At 70.3% G+C, this 20,092-nt stretch carries 20 protein-coding genes and 3 pseudogenes; 13 read left to right on the plus strand and 10 right to left on the minus strand.

The features are described from left to right. The first annotated feature begins 9 nt into the window (after positions 1–9). The 6 genes and pseudogenes from PH203_RS12730 (at position 10) to PH203_RS12755 (ending at position 6,056) form a co-directional block, all read left to right on the plus strand. The gene (locus PH203_RS12730; RefSeq protein ID WP_289919926.1) at positions 10–774 is read left to right on the plus strand and encodes a serine protease; all 765 of its coding nucleotides are present in this window, start codon (positions 10–12) and stop codon (positions 772–774) included. A 99-nt stretch (positions 775–873) separates the two neighbouring features. After that, positions 874–2,793, plus strand: coding sequence for an AMP-dependent synthetase/ligase (locus PH203_RS12735; RefSeq protein WP_289919928.1), 1,920 nt, complete (start codon positions 874–876; stop codon positions 2,791–2,793). Positions 2,794–3,176: 383 nt separating this feature from the next. Further along, positions 3,177–3,452, plus strand: a pseudogene (locus PH203_RS12740) (chaplin family protein); the annotation flags it as partial. 9 nt (positions 3,453–3,461) lie between these two features. After that, positions 3,462–3,542: pseudogene (locus tag PH203_RS12745) on the plus strand (chaplin family protein); the annotation flags it as partial. Between the two features lie 105 nt (positions 3,543–3,647). Then, positions 3,648–4,310: pseudogene (locus PH203_RS12750) on the plus strand (chaplin); the annotation flags it as partial. Positions 4,311–4,604: 294 nt separating this feature from the next. After that, complete coding sequence (locus tag PH203_RS12755) at positions 4,605–6,056, plus strand: M1 family metallopeptidase (RefSeq protein ID WP_289919930.1); 1,452 nt, start codon at positions 4,605–4,607, stop codon at positions 6,054–6,056. Positions 6,057–6,133: 77 nt separating this feature from the next. Here PH203_RS12755 and PH203_RS12760 read toward each other — a convergent pair whose 3' ends face one another. The 3 genes from PH203_RS12760 to PH203_RS12770 form a co-directional block, all read right to left on the minus strand. Then, entirely contained in the window at positions 6,134–6,481 is a 348-nt protein-coding gene (locus PH203_RS12760; protein ID WP_289919934.1) for a hypothetical protein, read from the minus strand. A 138-nt stretch (positions 6,482–6,619) separates the two neighbouring features. After that, positions 6,620–6,823: a hypothetical protein gene (locus PH203_RS12765; protein ID WP_289919936.1), complete on the minus strand. Its 204-nt coding sequence runs from the start codon at positions 6,821–6,823 to the stop codon at positions 6,620–6,622. 101 nt (positions 6,824–6,924) lie between these two features. After that, on the minus strand, positions 6,925–7,335 hold the full coding sequence (locus PH203_RS12770) for a DUF6230 family protein (RefSeq protein ID WP_289919937.1): 411 nt from the start codon (positions 7,333–7,335) through the stop codon (positions 6,925–6,927). A gap of 378 nt (positions 7,336–7,713) precedes the next feature. On the opposite strand from PH203_RS12770, the gene PH203_RS12775 reads away from it, so the two are divergent. Together PH203_RS12775 and PH203_RS12780 are read left to right on the plus strand one after the other, a co-directional pair. Continuing rightward, positions 7,714–9,375, plus strand: a complete 1,662-nt coding sequence (locus tag PH203_RS12775) for an MFS transporter (RefSeq protein WP_289919940.1) — start codon at positions 7,714–7,716, stop codon at positions 9,373–9,375. Between the two features lie 32 nt (positions 9,376–9,407). Next, positions 9,408–10,589, plus strand: coding sequence for a glutamate--cysteine ligase (locus PH203_RS12780; protein ID WP_289919943.1), 1,182 nt, complete (start codon positions 9,408–9,410; stop codon positions 10,587–10,589). A gap of 30 nt (positions 10,590–10,619) precedes the next feature. On the opposite strand, the gene PH203_RS12785 is transcribed toward PH203_RS12780, so the two are convergent. The 3 genes from PH203_RS12785 to PH203_RS12795 form a co-directional block, all read right to left on the minus strand. Beyond that, positions 10,620–11,300: a nitroreductase family protein gene (locus PH203_RS12785; RefSeq protein ID WP_289919944.1), complete on the minus strand. Its 681-nt coding sequence runs from the start codon at positions 11,298–11,300 to the stop codon at positions 10,620–10,622. Between the two features lie 111 nt (positions 11,301–11,411). Continuing rightward, positions 11,412–11,972: a peroxidase-related enzyme gene (locus tag PH203_RS12790; protein WP_289919945.1), complete on the minus strand. Its 561-nt coding sequence runs from the start codon at positions 11,970–11,972 to the stop codon at positions 11,412–11,414. Positions 11,973–11,993: 21 nt separating this feature from the next. Next, on the minus strand, positions 11,994–13,058 hold the full coding sequence (locus PH203_RS12795; protein ID WP_289919948.1) for a cobalamin-independent methionine synthase II family protein: 1,065 nt from the start codon (positions 13,056–13,058) through the stop codon (positions 11,994–11,996). On the opposite strand from PH203_RS12795, the gene PH203_RS12800 reads away from it, so the two are divergent. Together PH203_RS12800 and PH203_RS12805 are read left to right on the plus strand one after the other, a co-directional pair. Further along, complete coding sequence (locus PH203_RS12800) at positions 13,057–13,284, plus strand: hypothetical protein (protein ID WP_289919952.1); 228 nt, start codon at positions 13,057–13,059, stop codon at positions 13,282–13,284. The genes PH203_RS12795 and PH203_RS12800 overlap by 2 nt on opposite strands. Positions 13,285–13,422: 138 nt before the next feature. Next, positions 13,423–14,124: a hypothetical protein gene (locus PH203_RS12805; protein ID WP_289919954.1), complete on the plus strand. Its 702-nt coding sequence runs from the start codon at positions 13,423–13,425 to the stop codon at positions 14,122–14,124. Positions 14,125–14,224: 100 nt separating this feature from the next. Here PH203_RS12805 and PH203_RS12810 read toward each other — a convergent pair whose 3' ends face one another. The 4 genes from PH203_RS12810 to tatA form a co-directional block, all read right to left on the minus strand. Beyond that, positions 14,225–14,647 (minus strand): hypothetical protein, encoded by a 423-nt coding sequence (locus PH203_RS12810; RefSeq protein ID WP_289919957.1) that lies wholly within the window; start codon positions 14,645–14,647, stop codon positions 14,225–14,227. Then, positions 14,647–14,841: a hypothetical protein gene (locus tag PH203_RS12815; RefSeq protein WP_289919960.1), complete on the minus strand. Its 195-nt coding sequence runs from the start codon at positions 14,839–14,841 to the stop codon at positions 14,647–14,649. The genes PH203_RS12810 and PH203_RS12815 overlap by 1 nt, the downstream gene beginning before the upstream one ends. Positions 14,842–14,962: 121 nt before the next feature. Further along, positions 14,963–15,316: a hypothetical protein gene (locus PH203_RS12820; RefSeq protein ID WP_289919961.1), complete on the minus strand. Its 354-nt coding sequence runs from the start codon at positions 15,314–15,316 to the stop codon at positions 14,963–14,965. A gap of 253 nt (positions 15,317–15,569) precedes the next feature. After that, positions 15,570–15,851 carry a Sec-independent protein translocase subunit TatA gene (gene tatA / locus PH203_RS12825; RefSeq protein ID WP_289920214.1) on the minus strand — a complete coding sequence of 94 codons (282 nt, stop codon included), beginning with the start codon at positions 15,849–15,851 and terminating at the stop codon, positions 15,570–15,572. Between the two features lie 310 nt (positions 15,852–16,161). On the opposite strand from tatA, the gene PH203_RS12830 reads away from it, so the two are divergent. From PH203_RS12830 to PH203_RS12840, 3 genes are read left to right on the plus strand one after another with little or no spacing between them, the layout of a single operon-like run. Next, on the plus strand, positions 16,162–17,163 hold the full coding sequence (locus tag PH203_RS12830; protein ID WP_289920215.1) for a DUF1702 family protein: 1,002 nt from the start codon (positions 16,162–16,164) through the stop codon (positions 17,161–17,163). After that, on the plus strand, positions 17,160–19,094 hold the full coding sequence (locus PH203_RS12835; protein ID WP_289919963.1) for a CRTAC1 family protein: 1,935 nt from the start codon (positions 17,160–17,162) through the stop codon (positions 19,092–19,094). Before PH203_RS12830 ends, PH203_RS12835 begins: the two co-directional genes overlap by 4 nt. Beyond that, positions 19,091–20,083 (plus strand): enediyne biosynthesis protein, encoded by a 993-nt coding sequence (locus tag PH203_RS12840; protein ID WP_289919964.1) that lies wholly within the window; start codon positions 19,091–19,093, stop codon positions 20,081–20,083. The genes PH203_RS12835 and PH203_RS12840 overlap by 4 nt, the downstream gene beginning before the upstream one ends. Positions 20,084–20,092: the final 9 nt, after the last annotated feature.

The following is a 20,092-nucleotide window of genomic DNA, read 5'->3' on the forward strand; positions in this document are numbered from 1 at the left end:
GGGAGCCCCGTGCCGCTGCGCAGAATCATCGTGTCCGTGACCACCGCGGTCGGCCTGGCCCTGGCCGGTGCTCCGCCGGCCGGCGCCGTCGTCGGGGGCCGTGACGCCGGCCCGGACACCGCGCCCTTCCAGGTGGCCCTCATCGAGCGGGGCCAGTTCGTCTGCGGAGGTTTTCTGCGGGACGCCACCACGGTCGTCACCGCCGCCCACTGCGTCGAGGCCACCCCGGCCGACGCTCTCACCGTGCGGCTCGACGGTGTGGACCGCACCCGCCTGGCCCAGTCGCGCGATGTCGCGGCCGTCGTGCAGCACCCCGGCTTCGAGTGGAAGACCGGTGCCGATGACGCGGCGCTCCTCGAACTCGCAGCCCCGGTCGCCGAGAGCGACACGGTCAAGTACGCCCGGCTGGCCACCGCCGACCCTGCCCCGGGCGCCGAGCTGACCGTGACGGGCTGGGGAGTCACCCAGGCGGGTGCGAGGACCCCGGCGACCATGCTCCAGGCGGCGCGGGAACGGGTCATCTCGCCGGGTGCCTGCCGGGCGGCGGCCGGCGGGACGGGCCTCGGCTCCCTCATGGGCCGTGGCGCCGACGGTGCGCTGTGTGCGGGCTCCGTCACCGCCGGCACGGGCTTCTGCAGCGGGGACAGCGGCGGGCCCGCGGTGGTCGACGGCGTCGTGGTCGGGATCGTCTCCCGGAACGTCGACTGCGGACGCGGCTACGACATTTACACCAGTGTCGCCCGGTTCAACGGCTGGCTCACCCAGCAGCTCTGAAGGTCCGGCTCCGGGTGACACCACGAGGAGCCGCCCCCTCTTGACGTCTCCTCACTTCCGGATAGGTTTGCCTCCCGGTCAGAGCCGACGGGAGCCGTCATGGGCGTACGCAAGGATCTGAAACGGGCCCGGCGGCACGCCGATCTGATGGCCCGAACCCGGGTCGAGATCGTCAGGGACGAGGGCGGTGCGGTCCGAGAGGCCCGCACCGCGCCGATGACCGCGATCCCCACCACCGGCACCACCGCCGACCTCCCCTTCATCAACGCGGCCGAGGCCCCCGATGCCGTGATCCTGCGCCGCGCACAGCACCACACCTGGCAGCCCGTCACCGCGGCGGCCTTCGCCCGAGAGGTCACCGTCGTGGCCAAGGGACTGATCGCGGCCGGCCTGGAAACGGGCGACCGGGTCGCCGTGATGTCGCGCACCCGCTATGAGTGGACGGTCCTGGACTTCGCGATCTGGGCGGCCGGCGGCCAGACCGTCCCCGTCTACGCCACCGCCTCCGCCGAGCAGGTGGAGTGGATCGTCCAGGACTCCGGCACCCGTTTCGTCATCACCGAGACGGCAGACCATACGGAGACGGTACGGACGGGCACGGCACGCTTCCAACATGCGCCCCGCATATGGGAGTTGGACACAGGCGCCCTTGACGAGCTCAGCACTCTCGGGCACGGCGTCCCCGACGAGGAGGTCACCAAGCGCCGCACCGACCTGACCCCCGACACGATCGCGACCATCTGCTACACCTCCGGTACCACCGGCAGACCGAAGGGCTGCGTCCTCACCCACGCCAACCTGCACGCCGAGGCCGCGGCCACGGTCGAGCTGCTGCACCCCGTCTTCAAGGAGGTCACCCGCCAGGTCGCCTCCACCCTCCTTTTCCTCCCGCTCGCCCACATCCTCGGCCGCACCCTCCAGATCGCCTGCCTGATGGCCCGGATCGAGATCGGCCACTGCCCGAGCATCAAGCCCGACGAACTCCGCCCCGCCCTCAAGGAGTTCCGCCCGACCTTCCTGGTCGGCGTGCCGTACCTCTTCGAGAAGATCCACGACACGGGCCGGGCGACCGCCGAGAAGATCGGCCGCGGGGCGTCCTTCGACCGCGCGGACCGCATCGGGGTGCGCTTCGGCCGGGCGTACCTGAACAGGTTCCTCGGCACCGGGAAGGGCCCTGGCCCCGCCCTCTACGCCGCCTGGGCCCTGTACGACCTGCTGGTCTACCGCCGTATCCGCAAGGAGCTCGGCGGTCGGATGCGTTACGCCATCAGCGGCGGCTCTCCACTCGACCGCGACCTCAACCTGTTCTTCTACGCAGCCGGAATCATCGTCTACGAGGGCTACGGCCTGACCGAGACGTCCGCAGCCGCCACCATCGTCCCGCCTCTCAAGCCTCGTCCCGGCACCGTGGGCCTCCCCGTCCCCGGCACCGCGGTCCGCATCGCCGACGACGGGGAGGTGTTCGTCAAGGGTGGGATCGTCTTCGCGTCGTACTGGAACAACCCGGGCGCCACCGACGCCGTGCTTCAGGACGGCTGGTTCGCCACCGGTGACCTCGGCTTTCTCGACGAGGACGGCTATCTCACCATCACCGGCCGCAAGAAGGACATCCTCGTCACCTCCGGCGGCAAGAACGTCGCCCCGGCCGTTCTGGAGGACCGTGTGCGCAGTCGCCCGCCGGTCGGCCAGTGCGTCGTCATCGGCGACAACCGTCCCTTTGTCGCCGCCCTGATCACCCTCGATCCCGAGGCGGTCGCCCACTGGCTGTCGGTTCGCGGGCTGCCGGCCGACACCCCGATGTCCGAGGTCGTACGAGACCCACGGATGCGCGCCGACGTCCAAAGGGCCGTGGACCACGCCAACAAGGCGGTCTCGCGTGCCGAGTCGATCCGTGGGTTCACCTTGGTCGAGGGCGATTTCACCGAGGACAACGGACTGTTGACCCCATCCCTGAAGGTCAAGAGGCACGCGGTGCTGGCCGCGTACGCGGAGGAGATCGAGACGCTGTACCGAAGGTGACACACAGGTCGGGCTGAACGGTTTCTGCGCTCCGGCCCATGCCCGTGATGTCCGGGCAGCGATCGAGTGAATCTTACGAGGGACCGGACGACCGGGGTTTCTTCGGTCGTCCATCTGTCGTTGACAGCCTGCAGGTCGTCACGGGTCATGGCGTACGGCGTTCACCGCGGCCGGCCCACCGGGACCGGGTCCGTGATCCCGGACGGCGTCTGCACGGGCGACTGATGTCGCCGCGCATCGGCCGCACGGCACCGCGCCCGCCCGGGCTGTTCTTTCGCGGTCCTCGGCCGGTGCCCGCTTCTTCGAACAGGAAGGCAACGAGAGTGCGACAAACCCTGAGTAGGGGATTGGTCGTGGCGGCTGCCGCGACCGGCGTACTGTCCATGTACAGCGTCCCCGTGTCGGCCCATTCCGCTGCGCAGGCGGACGGGGAAGGCCCGTCCGGGGGGTTGTTGTCGGGCAACCTGGTGCAGGTTCCGGTGAATGTTCCGGTGAATCTGTGCGGCAACAACATCACCGTCATCGGCAGCGGCAACGTGTCGAGCGGCAACACCTGCGTGAACACCTCTGGCGCGTCGGCAGTTTCGGGGCCCGCGACCGGAGCGGATTCCGGCGGTTCCGACCAGGGCGGAGCGTCTGCGCAGGCGGAGGCGCCGGGTTCGTCCGGGGGGTTGTTGTCGGGCAATGTGGTGCAGGTTCCGGTGAATGTTCCGGTGAATCTGTGCGGCAACAACATCACCGTCATCGGCAGCGGGAACGCTGCGTCCGACAATTTCTGCGTCAACGAAACGGGCACTCCTGGCACCGGCCTGCCCCCGGCCGGGCCGGGCGACACGCCAGGGGACGCTCCGGGCGCCGGATCCGGCAACCATGTCGACGTACCCGTGGGGGTCCCCGTCAACGGGTGCGGTCTCACCGTCGGTGTGGTCACGTCGGACAGCCCGGCGTCGGGAGAGTGCATCAACGAACAGACTCCGCCGGTTGTGGAGCCGCCGGTTGTGGAGCCTCCGGTAGTGGTTCCGCCGGTCGTGGAGCCGCCCGTCGTGGAGCCTCCGGTCGTGGAGCCGCCCGTTGTGGAGCCTCCGGTTGTGGAGCCGCCCGTTGTGGTTCCGCCGGTTGTGGAGCCGCCTGTTGTGGTTCCGCCGGTCGTGGAGCCTCCGGTGTCCCAGCCCCCTGTGGACAACCCTTGCCCCGGCGACGGCACGCCGACGACCCCCGGGATCCCTTCCACCACGCCCGAGCCAGGATCCGGAGAGCAGCCTCCCGTGCCCAGCTGTCCGACCACCGAACCGCCGGTGACCACTCCGCCCGCCACGCCGTCGGAGCCGACGACGCCGAGGCACGAGCCGCCCGCGTCTCCGTCGGTGCCTGCAGACAGTCTCCCCCCGGTCCCGGCGGGTGAGCTGCCCCACACCGGCAGTGGCCAGATCCTTGCGGCCTCGGCCGCCAGTGCCGGCTTCCTGCTCGGTGGCGCCATCCTGTACCGCCGCGGCCGCCGGGCCGCTGCCGTCCGCTAGCACCGGTTCCCTCCGCGCGTCGCGTCCCGGGAGAGAAGTGCTGCTGGTTTAGTGGGACCACCGTGCGCAACGGTGATCGCGCCTGAGACGTTTCCTGGGCGTCCGCGGGCGCCGCACGCGGACGGACCCGTGCCGTGCGTGTGTACGGGGTGTCCGTCCTCTGACGGGCGGACACCCCCATGTCGTACGGTGCCCCTCCGCCGATGGAGCCGCGCGGGTGTACGTCGCCCCCGTTCGGACGCCCGGGTGCGTGTCGGCGCCGTCCACTCTGGGGCGCGCTGATAGCCGTAGCCCATGCAGCCTCCCATTCCTCGATCTCGCGCCCGCCGCGCGCGTACCGCCGTGCTGGCGGCCGCCGCGTGCCTCGCCCTCACCGGGGCCGCTTCGCCCCCCGAGCCGCTCGGCATCGGTGACCCGCTCTTCCCGTACCTGGGGAACCCGGGATACGACGTGTCGTCATACACCGTCGGATTCACGTACACCGGCAACAACACCAAGCCGATGGAGGCTGTCACCGCGATCGACGCGGTGGCCACCGGCGCACTCGACCGGTTCAATCTCGATTTCGCCAACGGGACCGTCCGCAGTGTGGTGGTGGACGGCGCGGACGCCGAGTTCGCCGTCGCCGGTGAGGACGTGGTGGTCACACCTCGGCAGGCTGTCCCGCTGGGGCGGCCGTTCCACGTCGTCGTACGGCACACCAGTGATCCGAGCGGTCCCCAGGTCGGCGGCTGGGTGCGTACCAGGGACGGTCTGGTGATGGCCAATCAGGCCGACGCCGCTCACCGGGTGTTCCCGTGCAACGACCATCCGGCCGACAAGGCGAACTTCACCTTCCAGGTGGTCGCGCCGCAGGAACTGACCGTCGTGGCCAACGGGCTGGGCGGCGTGCGCGAACGGCGCGGCGGCCAGGCGCTGTCCGTCTTCTCCACCAGCCATCCGATGGCTCCTGAACTGGCGCAGGTGTCGATCGGCCGTTCCGCTGTGCTGCGCCGGGAGGGGCCGGGCGGCCTGCCCGTGCGCGATGTGGTCCCGACGCGGGACGCGCGCGGTCTGGAACGTCTGCTGAGCAGGACGCCTGGGCACATCGCCTGGATGGAGAAGCAGGTCGGTTCGTATCCGTTCGAAGCGTACGGCGTGCTGGTCGCGGATGCGGAGACGGGCTTCGAGCTGGAGACCCAGACCCTGTCCCTCTTCGAGCGCTCCCTGTTCGCACGGCGGGACCAGCCGGACTGGTACGTCGAGTCGATCATGGTGCACGAGCTGGCGCACCAGTGGTTCGGCAACAGCGTCTCTCCGCACCGGTGGGCCGATCTGTGGCTCAACGAGGGGCATGCCACCTGGTACGAGTCGCTGTTCGCCCAGGAGTTCGGCGGCCAGCCCCTGGAACAGCGGATGCGGGCGGCGTACGCCGACTCCGACCGGTGGCGCGTCCAGGGCGGCCCGCCTGCCGCACCCCAGTCCGCAACGGGCCAGATCGGCATCTTCCGGCCGGTGGTCTACGACGGCAGCGCCCTGGTCCTCTACGCGCTGCGGCAGGAGGTCGGCGAGGAGGCCTTCGCGCAGGTGGAGCGGCGCTGGGTGAGTGAGCATCGCGACGGTGTCGCCACCACCACCGACTTCACCCGGCTGGCGTCCGAGGTGGCCGGGCGGGATCTGACGGACTTCTTCGAAGGCTGGCTGTACGGTGCGAAGACCCCGCCGATGCCGGGTCACCCGGACTGGCGGTCCGAGCCGGTCGACTGACCCGGCCGGCGGATGCAGGGAGGGCCCGTCCCGTGGGGGACGGGCCCTCCCTGCAACGGGGAACGACAGGCCGGGCCTCAGCCGCAGATGACGTACACCGTCACCGGCGTGCTGGGGTCGGAGCCCACGGCGGTACCGATCCAGCCGTTTCCGTCGGCGTCGGGGTAAGAGTCGACGACGTTGGCCTTGCCGTTGGTCTGGACGCCGCCCCCGGTGGCCATCTTGCCGGCTGGACAACAGGCCACCGTCGGCTGGCCGTTGGCGGTACCGCTCTCCGTCGCGGTCACCAGACCCGATAGATCCCGGACCGCTGCCGCGGCTTTGCCGGACGGGACCGGGCCGGTGGAGGCCTGGGCCGCCCCGCCGATCGTGGCCGCCAGGGCCAGCCCGAGCATGGCCGCGCTGACAGCTCGCTTGCCTCGCATGCATGTCTCCTTCTAGTCGAACCGACCTCTTCGGTTGTGAGGCTCGGCTGTCACCATGCATTGCGAACACGGCCGCGCTTTATGTGGAGACCGCGTCAGATAAGCCCCAAAGAGCGAATTTCATTCTTTCCGGTTTCCCTACCCGGAGGCTGCCACGGCGAATGCCGCGAAAATCGTCACGCAGGCCAGAACCATCATCGTGGTGCGCAGTCGGGTGTCGGCTCCTGGGGTGCGGCTTTTCTTCGCGGGGCACATGCCGTGCTCGGAGTGCAGATAGGGAGAGTTCTGCCAATAGGCGTCGAGCAATTGGGCGTATGGTCCGGATGGCGGGTCGTCACTCATGAAATCCTCAACGATGCGCAAAGGAAAGCGGTGTCGCGTCCGTCCGGGGCGTTGACTGAAAGGTGATCGGAATGGCAGATCCATGAACCGGCACCCTGGCTTCAGGTGCACGCATGGTGCCCCCGTGTCACAGAGAGGTGCGCGCCGGTCATGCGGAAGTCTCCGGCGCTGATCGCCCGGGCGCTCGTCCGCAGGCCCCGCACCCGCAGCTCCCCGGCTGTCGGCAGGGAGCCGGTGTCGGTCAACTCCAGCACTGTGTCCCGACCTTCGAGGGTTACCACCACGGAGGAGGCATCCACCGGCCTGTGGGCCGTCAGCCGAATGGTCAGAGCTCCCGCAGGTGTCGACACGAGCAGGGACTGGCACAGGCCGGACAGTGTGCCCTCGCGTGCCACCGCCACCGTCCGCCAGCCGCCGGTGGAGCCGTTTTCGACCGGAAGCAGGGTGACATCCCGCAGCCGCATCTCGTCCGCCGTCATACGGAACGCGGGCCCGGTCATCGCGACGGACATCGGCAGCAGCCCGGTGGCAACGGCCGACAGCAGCCCCGCAGAGGCGGATGCCGCGGCGCACGCCGCCAGGGCGAGCCGGCGCTTCGCCGGGCGACGGATCGCGGTTGTGTGGGATCCCGCGCTTTCAGGGGGCCCCGCATCCCTGCCTTGTCCCCGCTCGTGACGCACACGATGTGAACGGGCCGGCGGGTCGCGCCGTAACGGTTCCTCACTCTGTCGGCCGGGCAGTAAGACCTCTGGATCGATGAGTGGTCGCACAGAGTTGCCATTCGTTGACGCTCCGCTGTCGAGCTGTCAGGGTGAACGACGGCTCGGTCCGAGAAGATCGGTGTCGGGGGACGGAGGAGTGCCTGTGAACAAGCAGTGTCGGACGGTCCGATGAGCGGCGCGCGGCGGACGGACGGGCGGATCGGCTTCGCGCGACCGGGATGGTTCTGGACCGGCACGGCGCTGTGCGTCGCGGGGGTCGTGGCCCATCTGCCGATGTACCGGACGCTCACAGAACCGACGGGCCACCACGCCGCCATGGGCGGCATGGCAGGCATGAAGGCCACGGGCTGGGACCCGTTCATGACGGTCGGTATGGCACTGATCCTCGCAGGGCTGGCAGCCTGCGTCCGCGGTCTCGTGAGCCCGCACCGCCCCTCCGGATCGGGCGGGACGCCTCAGGTCGCCTTCGCCGAGGACGCGCCGCTCAAACCCGCGCACTGGGCGCTGACCCTGGTGATGACCCTCGCCGTGGCGATCGACATGATGAAGCCCCTGACGCTGAGCTTCGTCGCCCCCGGAGTCGCCGAGGAGTACGGGCTCAGGTCGCCGGCCCATCCGCAGGGCGCCGTGCCCGTCGCACTGCTGCCCTTGTTCGGGCTGGGCGGCACCGTAGTGGGTTCCTTCCTGTGGGGCCGTTTCGGCGACCGCCTGGGGCGTCGGCCCGCCATCCTGCTGGCCGGAGTGGTCTTCGTCGCCACCTCCGTCTGCGGGGCCATGCCGCAGTTCTCCCTCAACTTGGTCATGTGCTTCGTGATGGGACTGAGCGCCGGCGGCATGCTGCCGCTCACTTTCACCCTCCTGACGGAGACCGTGCCGGCCCGTCACCGGGGCACGCTCGTGGTGCTCATCGGCACGGGAATCGCCCTCGGGTACGTCCTCACCAGTTGGGCGGCCTCACTGCTGGTGCCGGAGTACGGCTGGCGGGTGCTGTGGCTGCTCGGGCTTCCCACGGGCATCGTCCTGCTGCTGCTCAACCGCTGGGTGCCCGAGTCCCCGCGCTTCCTCGCCGCCCAGGGGCGCGAGACCGAGGCCGAGGCGGTCCTGACCCGCTACGGCGCCCGGCTGATCCCGGACCCCAGGCGTCCTGGTGCCTCGTCCGGGGGGCCGGCTCCGTCGGGCGGTGGTCTGAGCCTGCTGCGCGCCCCGTACGCCTGGACCGGACTGCCCCTGGTGGTGTTCGCCCTCGGGATCGGTCTCGTGACATACGGCTTCCAGCTGTGGATCCCCTCCGACCTGCGGCGCCTCGGCTTCACCGACGTGAGCGCCGACACCATCCTGCGGGACTCCTCGCTGCTCGGACTGCCGTTCAACCTCGCGATCGCCTGGCTCTACGGCCGCTGGAGCAGCAAGGGCACCCTCGTCGGCCTGGGCACCTGCACGGCCTGTGCGATGGCGGCGCTGTCCGTGGTGGGTGAGCGGGTCGTGGACCACCCCGGCCTGCTGCGGGTGCTGCTTGCCGTACCCATCTGCGCCGCCAGTTCGGCCGTCGCCGTGCTAAGTGCCTACACCGCCGAGGTGTATCCGACCGCGGTGCGGTCGCGAGCCTCTGGGCTCACCGCCGGGGTCACCAAGGCCGGTGGGTTGCTCATGACCGCGGCGATCGCGGCCGCGGTGACCGTGCCCTCGCTGCGCACCACGGCACTGCTCGGTGCCGTGCCGCTCGCCGTCGCCACGGCCGTGATCGTTCTGGCGGGGGTGGAGACCCGCGCACGGGCACTGGAGGAGATCACGGCCGAGACGGCGCGGCAGGACGAACCGGCCTCCGCCTGACCGAAACAGAGAGAAGCAGGAAGAACAAGCCGATGGCTCACCCCCGCACCACCTCCGCCTCCCCCAGGTGGGTTCACCCTGCGCCCGGCACCCTCGCCATGGGCGTGGAGGAGGAACTGCTCCTGGTCGACCCCGCGACTCTGGAGGCCGCACCCGGCGCCCCGGCCGTACTGGAGCACTGCGCCGCCGAGGCCCCGGGCCAGGTATCGGCCGAGATCACCACCCTCCAGGTGGAGGTCAAGAGCGTCCCGCACACGGCGGCGGAGGACCTGCGGGCGGAACTGCTGTCCCTGCGCCGTCTGGCCGCCCGCGGCGCCGAGCGCGAGAGCATGGGGGTGGTGGCGTCGGGCCTGCCCGTCCTCGGCGCGGTGGTGCCCCCGCCCATCACGCCGGGCGACCGTTACGCCCAGGGGGTGGACACGTATCGGGCCCTGCACGACGAGCAGTCCATGTGCGCCTGCCAGGTGCACGTCGACGTTCCGGACCTGGCCACCGCGCTCAAGGTGTGCAATCGCCTGCGCCCCTGGCTGCCGGTACTGCTGGCGATGACGGTGAACTCGCCGTTCTTCGCCGGCCGGGACACCGGGTATGCCGGCTGGCGCACGCTCGCCTGGGGCCGCTGGCCGGTGGCCGGGCCGCCTCCGTTCTTCCACTCCGTGACGCACTACGAGGATGTGCTCGGCACGCTGACCGAGTCGGGGGCGCTGGTGGACCCGGCCACCGCCTTCTGGGACGTACGCCCGGCTCCGCGGCTGCCCACGCTGGAAGTGCGGGTGGCCGACATGACAAGCACGGCCGCTGAGTCCGCGGTCCTCGCCGCGCTCGTCCGGGCCCTTGTCGCCGTGTCCCTGCGCGAGGAGGAACGCGGCGAACCCGTGCCCGTCCCGTCCGCCGAGATCCTGCGGGCAGCCCATTGGCGCGCCGCCCGCGACGGGCTCGAAGGCAGCGGGCTCGATGTCGTCTCCGGACAGCTGCTTCCGGCGGCGGACCTGGTCGAGCGCATGACGGCCCACGCGCTGCCCGCCCTGGAGCAGTACGGAGACAGCGCTCTGGTCCTGTCCGGGGTGCGGCAACTCGTGCGGGAGGGGAGTGGGGCGGCGCGTCAGCGGGAGGCGGCCGCCGGTCCCGGCGGACTCGCCGCGGTGGTGCGGCGGCAACTGACGGAGACGGTGCTCGGACGGACCGCGCCGCTGCTGCCCTCCCCACGTCGTTGAACGGCGTGGATGCCCGGTGTCAGATCCGTGTCAGATCCGTACGAGGACGGCGTCGAGCGGTTTGCGCACGATGTCCGGGACCTGGGCGTCCGGAGCGGGATGCCCGACCGGGATCACCAGGAACGGGCGTTCGTGGGCGGGCCGTTCGCACACGGTGTTCAGGAAACGCATCGGGCTCGGTGTGTGGGTCAGCGTGGCCAGGCCCGCCTGGTGCAGGCAGGCGAGCAGCAGCCCGACCGCGATGCCGACCGATTCCTTCACGTAATAGGGACGGGGGGTGTCCGGGCCGCGGTGGACCTCAAAGACGACGATGACCGCCGGGGCCTTCTCCAGGAAGGGTTTGCGCCAGTCGGTGCCGAGAGGGGACAAGGCGTCCAGCCACTCCTGGGGGGCGCGTTGTTCGTAGAACTCCCGCTCGGCCGCCTCGGCCTGTTCACGCAGGGCCCGCTTGCGCGCGGGGTCCGTGAGGACGACGAATCGCCACGGCTGAAGGTTGGCGCCGCTCGGCGCGCTCGACGCGGCCCGGATCGCGGAGTCGATCACCTCGCCGGGGATCGGTTCGTCGCTGAAGTCCCGGATGGACCGGCGTCGTGTGATCGACGCGGCGAACTCATGGGCGCGCAGGATCGATTCCTCCGTGGTGGGGTGACGTGGAGGCGTAGCTCCCGTTCCTGATTCTTCGTGGGTGAATGGGGCGTATCGGGCGCTCATGTGTTCAGCAAAGCACTGCCGCAGCACACCGCGACCGCGGCACGCCGTCGGCTGCCGCGGCCGCCTCCTGACCCCGGTGAAGCGGACGGGGTCAGTTCGTGGGGGGGGGCGTCAGCCCTCGGTGCGCTGCCCCGGCACGCTGTCCTGGTACCCATTGGTGAGGATGCGGTCGGCCATGGCCGTGTACGCGTCGGGGCTGTCGGGCAGGACGGTGGCCAGGCCGTCGACGTAGCGGTTGTACATGCAGAAGGCCGCAGCGATCAGTACGCAGTCGTGGATCTCGGCGTCGGTGGCCCCGGCGGCGCGCGCCATGTCGACATGCTTGTCCTGAACCTCCTTCCCGCCGATCTGGACAGCGTCGGCGATCGCCAGCAGTGCTTTGAGCTTCTCCGGGACGGGGGAGGTGGTGGGGTCCTCCCGGACCTGGTCCACCAGGGCCGCGCCCTCGGGCAGCTGGGCGGCGGCGAACGCCGCGTGGGAGTCGGTGCAGTAACGGCAGCCGTTGAGGTGGGAGACGCGGGTGGCGATCAGCTCACGCTCGCCCCGGCTCAGCGTGCTGGGCCCGCGCAGCAGGATCTCGGCCAGCTCGGTCAGCGGCCCGGCCGTCTCGGGACGGTAGTCCAGCAGTGACCGGATACCGGCGCGGCCTTCAGGCAGACGGATGTGGGGCATTGGGAATCCTTTCCGGAACTCTCAGAAGCCGAGGGCCCGGGCGGCCAGCTCGGTTCCCCGGACCCGGGCCTCGATCTTGGCGAACGCGAGGTCGCGGGAGGTGGAGGTGTCGTCGGCGAACGGCGAGAAGCCGCAGTCGTCGCAGGTGCCCAGCTGGTCGACCGGGATGTGCCGGGCCGCCAGCAGCACCCGGTCGCGTACCTCCTCGGGAGTCTCGGCGGTGGTGCTGATCGGATCGGTCACGCCGACGAACACCCGCACCTGCGGGCGCAGGTGCTCGGCGATGATGCGCAGGACGCGCTCGGGGTCGGGCTCGCTGGCCAGCTGGATGTAGAAGGAGCCGACCTTCAGCCGGAAGAGTCGGGGCAGCAACTCGGCGTAGTCGACGTCCAGGCTGTGGGTGGAGTCGTGGTCCCCGCCGGGACAGGTGTGCACCCCCAGACGGTTCCGCTCGTCCTCCCCGAACCTGCCGAGCACCTCGTTGTTCAGGGCGACGAAGTCGTCGAGCAGCGTCCCGGACGGATCCAGCTTGAGGGACAGCCGACCTTCGGTGAAGTCGAGTTGAACACTGTGCGCGCCGGCCTGCAGGCAGCCGCGGATGTCGGCCTCGGCCTCGTCGGCGAGGTCGCGCAGAAACACATCGCGGGGATAGCCGTCGATGGGCTCGGCCGGGTAGAGCAGGCTGAGCGCCGAGGGTGCGATGACCGCCTGCTTCACCGGACGGTCGGTGTGGCGCCGAGCCTCGCGCACATACGTTTCGGCATGGACCTGATAGCGGAAGGGGCCAGCGGTCAGCCGGGGCAGCTGCCGGGTGTGGCCGTCCGCGAAGGGGATGACGGCGCCGTCCGGGGCCAGGGTGGCGAGGCCCGCCAGCGGATACGTGGCGAAGCTGGGCTTGGACTGCTCTCCGTCGACCAGGACGGGACAGCCCAGCTCTTCGAGCCTGGCCAGGGTGTCCGCCGTGGCCTGCTCCTGAAGCTTCGTCAGTTCTGCTTCCGCCAGCCGTCCTTCGGCATGCTCGGTCAGCGCCGCCCGGAGGGCGCGGGGGCGCGGGATGCTGCCGATCGACTCGGTAGGAATACTCATGAACCGGACGATAGGGGGTGGCATGTGGTGCGACAAGAAGACCAAGAAGACGTGGAAGACGCCGGACGCCGCCGCCCGGGCGCCAGGACGGCGCGCGGTGATCCGGATCGCCGCAGGTCGAGGGTGGGCGCCGGCGTGCGCTACGGCGCACCTTCCAGGAGCCGTCGGTCCGGAGCGGAACACCGGACGGTTCACCGGTTCGGTACCGGAGCGGGCGGCGGGTTGACGCACCGGGGAGTGGTGTGTCGTACGACCGCAAGCGTCTGCCCGGCACGCTCTGTCACTCGTCCGGCCGGGTGGTAAAGACTTCCGCGGCCGTCACGTCGGCCGAGGAACCGTCGTAGCCTCGCCTACGTTCGGCCGTATGACCGCAAGTGATCACCCGAGTGTGGACCGCCGTGGCTTCCTGACCGCGGCCGCAGGAGCAGCCGTCATGATCGGCAGCTGGTGGATGGAGCCGGGCACGGCGCATGCGGACGCGCTTCCGCTGCCGGGACCCGGCGAGGAGATCCGGTGTGTGAGCAAGGCCAGGAGCGTGGTGTTCAGGAGTCTCCTCTGGACCGGGGAGGCCGATGTCACCTGTGACATCCGTCTGAAGGTCGAGGCCGACCCGGACGATGCGAGGGCACGGCGATTGCGGGTGCTGAAGCACCAGATGAGGGGCCGGAGCCCCGAGTTCGGTGAGATCAGCCTCACCCAGGCCGCGGAGTTGTCCGGCGCGGTGGCCGTGCCACCCAGTGTCATCCGCCTGTCCGACGTGTCACCGGCACGCTACGACCTGCGTCTGGAGTGCCACGGCCTGGAGGTGACCGTGCAGCGGCTGCCCTTGGACCTTCGCCGGGCTGGGGTTCCGGTGGACATCGGGCGGGCGCTCTCCTCAGGGGAACCGCTCCGCTTCGTGGCGACCGAACCGCTGGTTCTGGAGGGCCGGAATCTGGACGACTGGCGGTTGCACCACCACAGGCTGGCGACACGCGGTGTGCCGCTGGCCCTCGCGGGGGTTCCCGGAGTACCGGTGGCCTTCGTCGAGCCCTTCGAGGTGGACGCGGAACACGTACGGTCCTGAGACCAAGGCGCCGCCGGGAAGGCGGCGGTCTTCGGAGGCGAGTGCGAAACGCCCGGCCAGATCGGATGGCCGGGCGTTTCGCATGGCCGGCTGTCCGAACTCAGGCCTGCTCTCGCGGATCGGGTACACGGGGGAGGGCGGGCTGGATCCACGAGCGCAGCAGGGCGGAGGTCGTCCGCAGGGTGAGCGAGCCCGTGCGCAGGCCGTCGACGAGACGTGCCATGCCGCCTGGCGGAGGTTTGGCCGGCTGACCGCACTCGTGCAGATAGCGCAGGGCGAGGGCGGCGCCGACCAGGCCGTTGTAGTCACGCAGGGGGCGGATGGCGACGAACATCTGGAGCAGGACCGCGGCGCGCACGGGCGCTTCGACGTAGTACGGACGGCCGTTGGCCAGTTGGTAGGAGTGGCGGCTGACTGCCGCGGCGAGGGCACCCCAGTCGTCGATGCCGATCTCCCGGCCGGTGTCCCGCTCGAACCGCTGAAGGGAGTCCTCGATCCAGTGGGCGTCGATCTGCCGGAGCATCAGCGACGGCCCGTCTCGAAGGTCTCCTCGAACTCCTTCAGGAGTGTGTTCATGTCGTCGACCAAACGGGAGACGAACGCGTCGTGGGTCGGGCTCGCCGCACGGAGCTGCGGGCGGCAACCATGCTGTGCGAGGAGGTCGAGGGGCCGCGAACCGATCTGGGTGGTCGGGCGCTGACGGTGTTCAGTTGCCATGGGCAGAGCCAATCGAACGAGGACCGGGACGTGCGCAAACGCCGTCGGGGGCGGCCCGTCCGGATGTCACACCGGAGCGTGCCGCCCCCGAAAGCTCAGGGACCGGAAGGGACCGGAACGGTCACTGGGGGGCCGCACCGCCCGGGGCGTAGTTCGGGTCGGCCGGCTTGTCCTGGTCCACCATGCAGATGATGAAGTCGTTCGTCTGCTTGTTCAGGCACGTCAGGCCGACGGCGACGTCGAGGGCGGGCTTGGCGACGGGGGAGATGTCGAAGATCGTGCAGTAGAAGCCCCCGTCGTAGGGGTCGGTGTGGCAACCGTTGTTGCCGAAGGGGCCGGCCGCCCGCGGGTCGTCAGCCATGGTGGCTGCGGAAGCCGACGAAGCCGTCAGTCCCATGACCCCCAAGGAGAGCACCGAAGCGGCGAGCGCCGCCGCCACCCGTGCCCGGGCCGGCTTGCGTGTACGTTGCGACATTTTTGTCCTTTCGGCAGGTTCGCGCTGACCGCGACGAGATCACGCTCCCCGACGAAATGGAGGGGCGCAACATTGACATCGCCGTGGGTAATCCGGATGGCGGAGTTTTCCTGCCCCTCTTGGAGTAAGAGAGGTGGGATTACCGAGGTCGACTGGAATACGGTGCCCGTTTTCCGGACCGGGTGAAGCGGAAAGGTCCCGCAAAAAAAGAGGGCCGTGCGGCTCCAGCGCCGCACGGCCCCGGCCCGCCGGATCAGTCGCGCGCCGTGGCGTGCTCGCGCTCGGGGGCTCCCGCGTTGCCGGTGTGCGTGCCATATGTGGGGACGGTCGTGCCCTTGATGAGGACCGGCGGCTGATCCGTCTCTCCGTCCTGCGCCTTCTGGGCCGCCTCTTCTCGGCCGGCGCGCGACTCCGCCTTCAGGATGCGCAGGGATTTCCCGAGCGAACGCGCGGTGTCCGGGAGCCGCTTCGCCCCGAACAGAACCAAGACGACGAGGGCGATGATGATGATCTCAAGCAGTCGGTTTTCCAGCATGACGACCTTCTTCGGCTGGTACGGAGGAGTGTTTCCCGGTGCGGCGGACACGCGCGCCGCCGCCATCGTCACCTTTCTCGCAGATGTTTGCCGTTAATCGGCGTGCAGGGAGCGGGGATTCACTCGGTAGAAGTAAACCTGGTCGATGCACTCTTTTGGCGGATCAAGGATTCCCCGGATTGCCCCGAGAGTACTAGTCGCAACGGATGAAATAACAGGAGGGGAGGCGACAGTGCCGTTCCACGTTCCGGGCGAGGATGTGCGGGGCGCGGCCCGTAGCGGGAGGGGAATCCATCCGCCACGGCTGCTGATGCAGGACATGGGTCTGGCCGACTTCGGAGTGCGCCGGTTCCGGCTCCGATCCGGGCCCGCACGGGAGCAGTTGGAAACATCTGCTCGGTCCTTTCTGGAAGGTTTCAACCGCGCCGTGAGCGTGCGGGGGCCAGAAGCCCTGGGGACCGCGCTCGATGAGATTCCCGAGGATTTCCGTGGGTTCGCCTATGAGGGAGCGGGCATGGGCTGCGCTCTGCTCGACTTGCTCACTTTCTCTCGCGGGCGCAGACTGCGCGCTCTCCTCGACGGGCCCGGCGTCGACTATCCGCATCTGATCCATGTGGGGGCCGGCTGGGGCTCCGCGAAACTGCGGATGCGGCCTTGGCGCGGGCTGCGTGGCGCGGACCCGATGCTGCGCTGGCTCGCCTGGGACGGATTCGGTTTCTATCAAGGCTTCTTCCACTCGGACCGGGTCGTTGCCGGGCGGCGACTGGAGAGCGGTCTCGGACCGCACCAGCGCGCGTTCCGCGACCAGGGGCTCGGCCGCTGTCTGTGGTTCCACGAGTGCGCCGACCCCGAGGCACTGGGCCTGCGGGTCGCGGAGTTCCCGGAGTGGCGGCGGGCGGATCTGTGGAGCGGGGTCGGCCTCGCGGCCGTCTACGCGGGCGGCGCGACCCTGGACGAACTGCACACGCTGGCTCGGGAGGCGGACGGCTACCGGGACCATCTCGCCCAGGGAGCCGCGTTCGCCTGCGCCGCCCGGCTGAGGGCCCGTACGCCCGTTCCCGCACACAGCCGCGACGCGGCCGCAGTGCTGACCGGTGCGACCGTCGAGACCGCGGCGGCCTGGACCGACACCTCGATGGCGGACCTCGGTGCGCCCGCGGGCACGGAGCGGGAGTACATGGCCTGGCGGGCCGGAATCCGACGGCTCTGGGCGGCGTACAACGAGACCGATCCGCCCAGCCTTCCCACCCAGCCGCTGCAGAAGAACCCCGGAGACGGCACCGCCGCTCCCCGCACCCGGAGCCGCCGATGACCTCGCTCAGCCGCCGACTGCGTGACCACGCCGCCAAGTTCGTGGCGCTGGGCTGCTGTGTCACGGCCTTCGCCTTCGCCCTGCCGGAGCATGTCTCCGCCGCCGACCGCGACGAAGCGGCCGCGCCCTTCCGGTTCACTGCACAGGCACTGAACGCGGCCGACCGCCCGGAGGACCGGTCGGTGCGCTCGGTGGCCCCGGCGTTCCGCCCCATCCGGTCGTGGATCTCCTCGGTCGGCGCGGGTGCCGGCCTCTTCGCGGTGGACGGAGGGACCGTCTCCCACGATGTGTGTCTGGTCGACACCCGCACGGACACCGTCACTGTCCGTCCGGCGCCCGGTACCGGCGACCGCTACCGGTCGTTCACCCTGGAGGCGGCCGAGCTGCCGATGCCGTCCTACTCGGCCCCGATGGGCTGTCTGCCGGCCGACCTCAACGAGGACGGCTGGCAGGACGTGACGGTCTACTACTGGGGCCGCTCGCCCGTGACGTTCATGCGGATCCCCGGTGCCGTCCCGTCCCGTGCGGCCTTCGTGGCACGCGAGCTGGTGCCCGGCCACCCCGTGTGGAGCACCAACGCGATGACCGTGGGCGACTACGACGGAGACGGCCACACCGACCTGGTGGTGGGCAACTACTTCCTCGACGGGGCCCGCGTGCTCGACCCCACCGCGCGCCAGCGCGAGCTGCAGATGCCGTCGTCGATGTCCAGCGCGCACAACGGCGGCACGCTGCGGCTGTTCCGCTTCACCGGCGGTCGCTCGGGTGCGGCGCCCGAGGCCCGCTTCACCGAGGTCCCGGACGCCTTCGGAGAGAAGCGGCCGCTGGGCTGGACCCTCGCCCTCGCCTCCCAGGACCTGGACGGCGACGGACTGCCGGAGGTGTACGAGGCCAACGACTTCGCCCCCGACCGGCTGCTGGTCAACGAGTCGAAGCCGGGCGCCCCGAAGTTCCGCCTCGCCACCGGCAGCCGCCACTTCACCACCCCGAAGTCCAAGGTCGTCGGCAAGGACTCCTTCAAGGGCATGGGCGTCACCTTCGCCGACCTCGACCGCAGCGGGAACCCCTCGATCGTGGTGGGCAACATCACCGAGGACTACGCGCTGCACGAGAGCAACTTCGTCTTCCGGCCCACCGTCGACCGCAAGCGCCTGGGCCCGCTGCTGCACCGCGGTGAGGCGCCCTACGACGACCACAGCGAGAGCATGGGCCTGTCCCGCTCCGGCTGGACCTGGGACGTGGCCGCCGCGGACTTCGACAACTCGGGCTACCCGCAGGTCATGCACGCGACCGGCTTCGTCAAAGGTGAGACCGACCGCTGGGCCCAGCTCCAGGAAGCGGCGATGGGCAACGACCTGATCCTGCGCCACCCCGAACTGTGGCCCCACGTCGAGCCGGGCGACGACCTGTCCGGCCACGACACCAACACCTTCTTCGTCCGTACGCCGCAGGGCCGCTACGTCGATGTCGCCGAGGACGCCGGAGTCGGCTCCGCAGCGGTCACCCGCGGATTCGCGATCGGCGACGTCGACACCGACGGACGGCTCGACTTCGTCGCCGCCAACCAGTGGGGACAGTCGGTGCTGTACCGGAACCACTCCGAGGCCGCGCCCTTCCTGGGGCTGCGCCTGCGCCGTCCCGCGGGCGTCTCCGGCGCGAACACGCCGGCCACCGGCGCCGTCGCCCGGCTGCGGTGGTCCGACGGACGCGTGACCGAGCAGCAGCTCTACCCCGCCAACGGCCACGGCGGTGTCGCCGCACCCGACCTGCTGTTCGGTCTCGGCGACCAGCGCGCCGACCGCCCGGTGAAGGTCGACCTCAGCTGGCGCGGTACCGACGGGCGTACGCACCGGAGCACCACCACTCTGCGGCCGGGCTGGCACGAACTGCTGCTTACCGACGACGGAAACCTGGCGGAGGTCCCCGCATGACAACCGATCACACCTGCTCGGCGGGCGACGGCAAGCCCTGCGGCGCCTGCCGCCGCAGCAAGGCCCTGCGCCGCTTCGCGATGTCCATCACCGCGGCGACGGTGCTCGGCCACACCGTCCTCGGCTTCGAACAGGCCTATGCCACCCCGCTGTTCTCCGTCCTGGCCGCGCTGCTGACCGAGTCGCTGCTGGAGACCATCGAGGCGTGGAGCCAGCGCCGGGCGCCGCGTTACATGCGGCCCGTCGGGCAGACGGTCGACTTCCTGCTGCCGGCGTACATCGGCGGTCTGGCCTGCGCGATGCTGTTGTACGCGAACAGCAACCTCTGGCCGACTGTGCTGGCCGCCGTGGTCGGAGTCTCCAGCAAGTACCTGTTCCGGGTGAAGGTCAAAGGGGTCGCACGGCATGTGCTCAACCCCAGCAACTTCGGCATCGTTGTCGTCCTGCTGCTGTTCCCCTGGGTCGGCATCGCGCCGCCGTACCAGTTCAGTGAGTGGCTCGTCGGCTGGGCCGACGTGCTTCCGCCACTGGTCGTCCTGGTCCTCGGCACCCTGCTCAACGGCAAGCTGACCGGCAAGCTGCCGCTCATTCTCGGCTGGGTGGGCGGCTTCGCGGTGCAGGCCCTGGTGCGCGGCTTCCTCACCGGAACCGCCATCCCCAGCGCCCTGCTGGTGATGACCGGACCCGCCTTCATTCTGTTCACCAACTACATGATCACCGATCCGGGTACGTCGCCCTGGCGCAAGCGCAACCAGGTCGTCTTCGGCGCGACCGTCGCTGCGCTGTACGGGGTGCTCGTACAACTGCACGTCGTCTTTGGCCTGTTCTTCGCCCTGGTCCTGGCCTGTGTGCTGCGGGCGGCGCTGCTGGCCGTGCTGGCCCGGCGGGACGCGGGCAGTGTCCCGGCCCCCCGGCAGGAGACCTCGCGGGCCGAGGTCCTGCCGCCGCTGGCCACGGCCGGTTCCGGCGCCACGCGCGAAGTGTCGTAGAGGAGACTG

The organism is Streptomyces sp. S.PB5 (genome assembly GCF_030403745.1).
GTDB lineage: Bacteria > Actinomycetota > Actinomycetes > Streptomycetales > Streptomycetaceae > Streptomyces.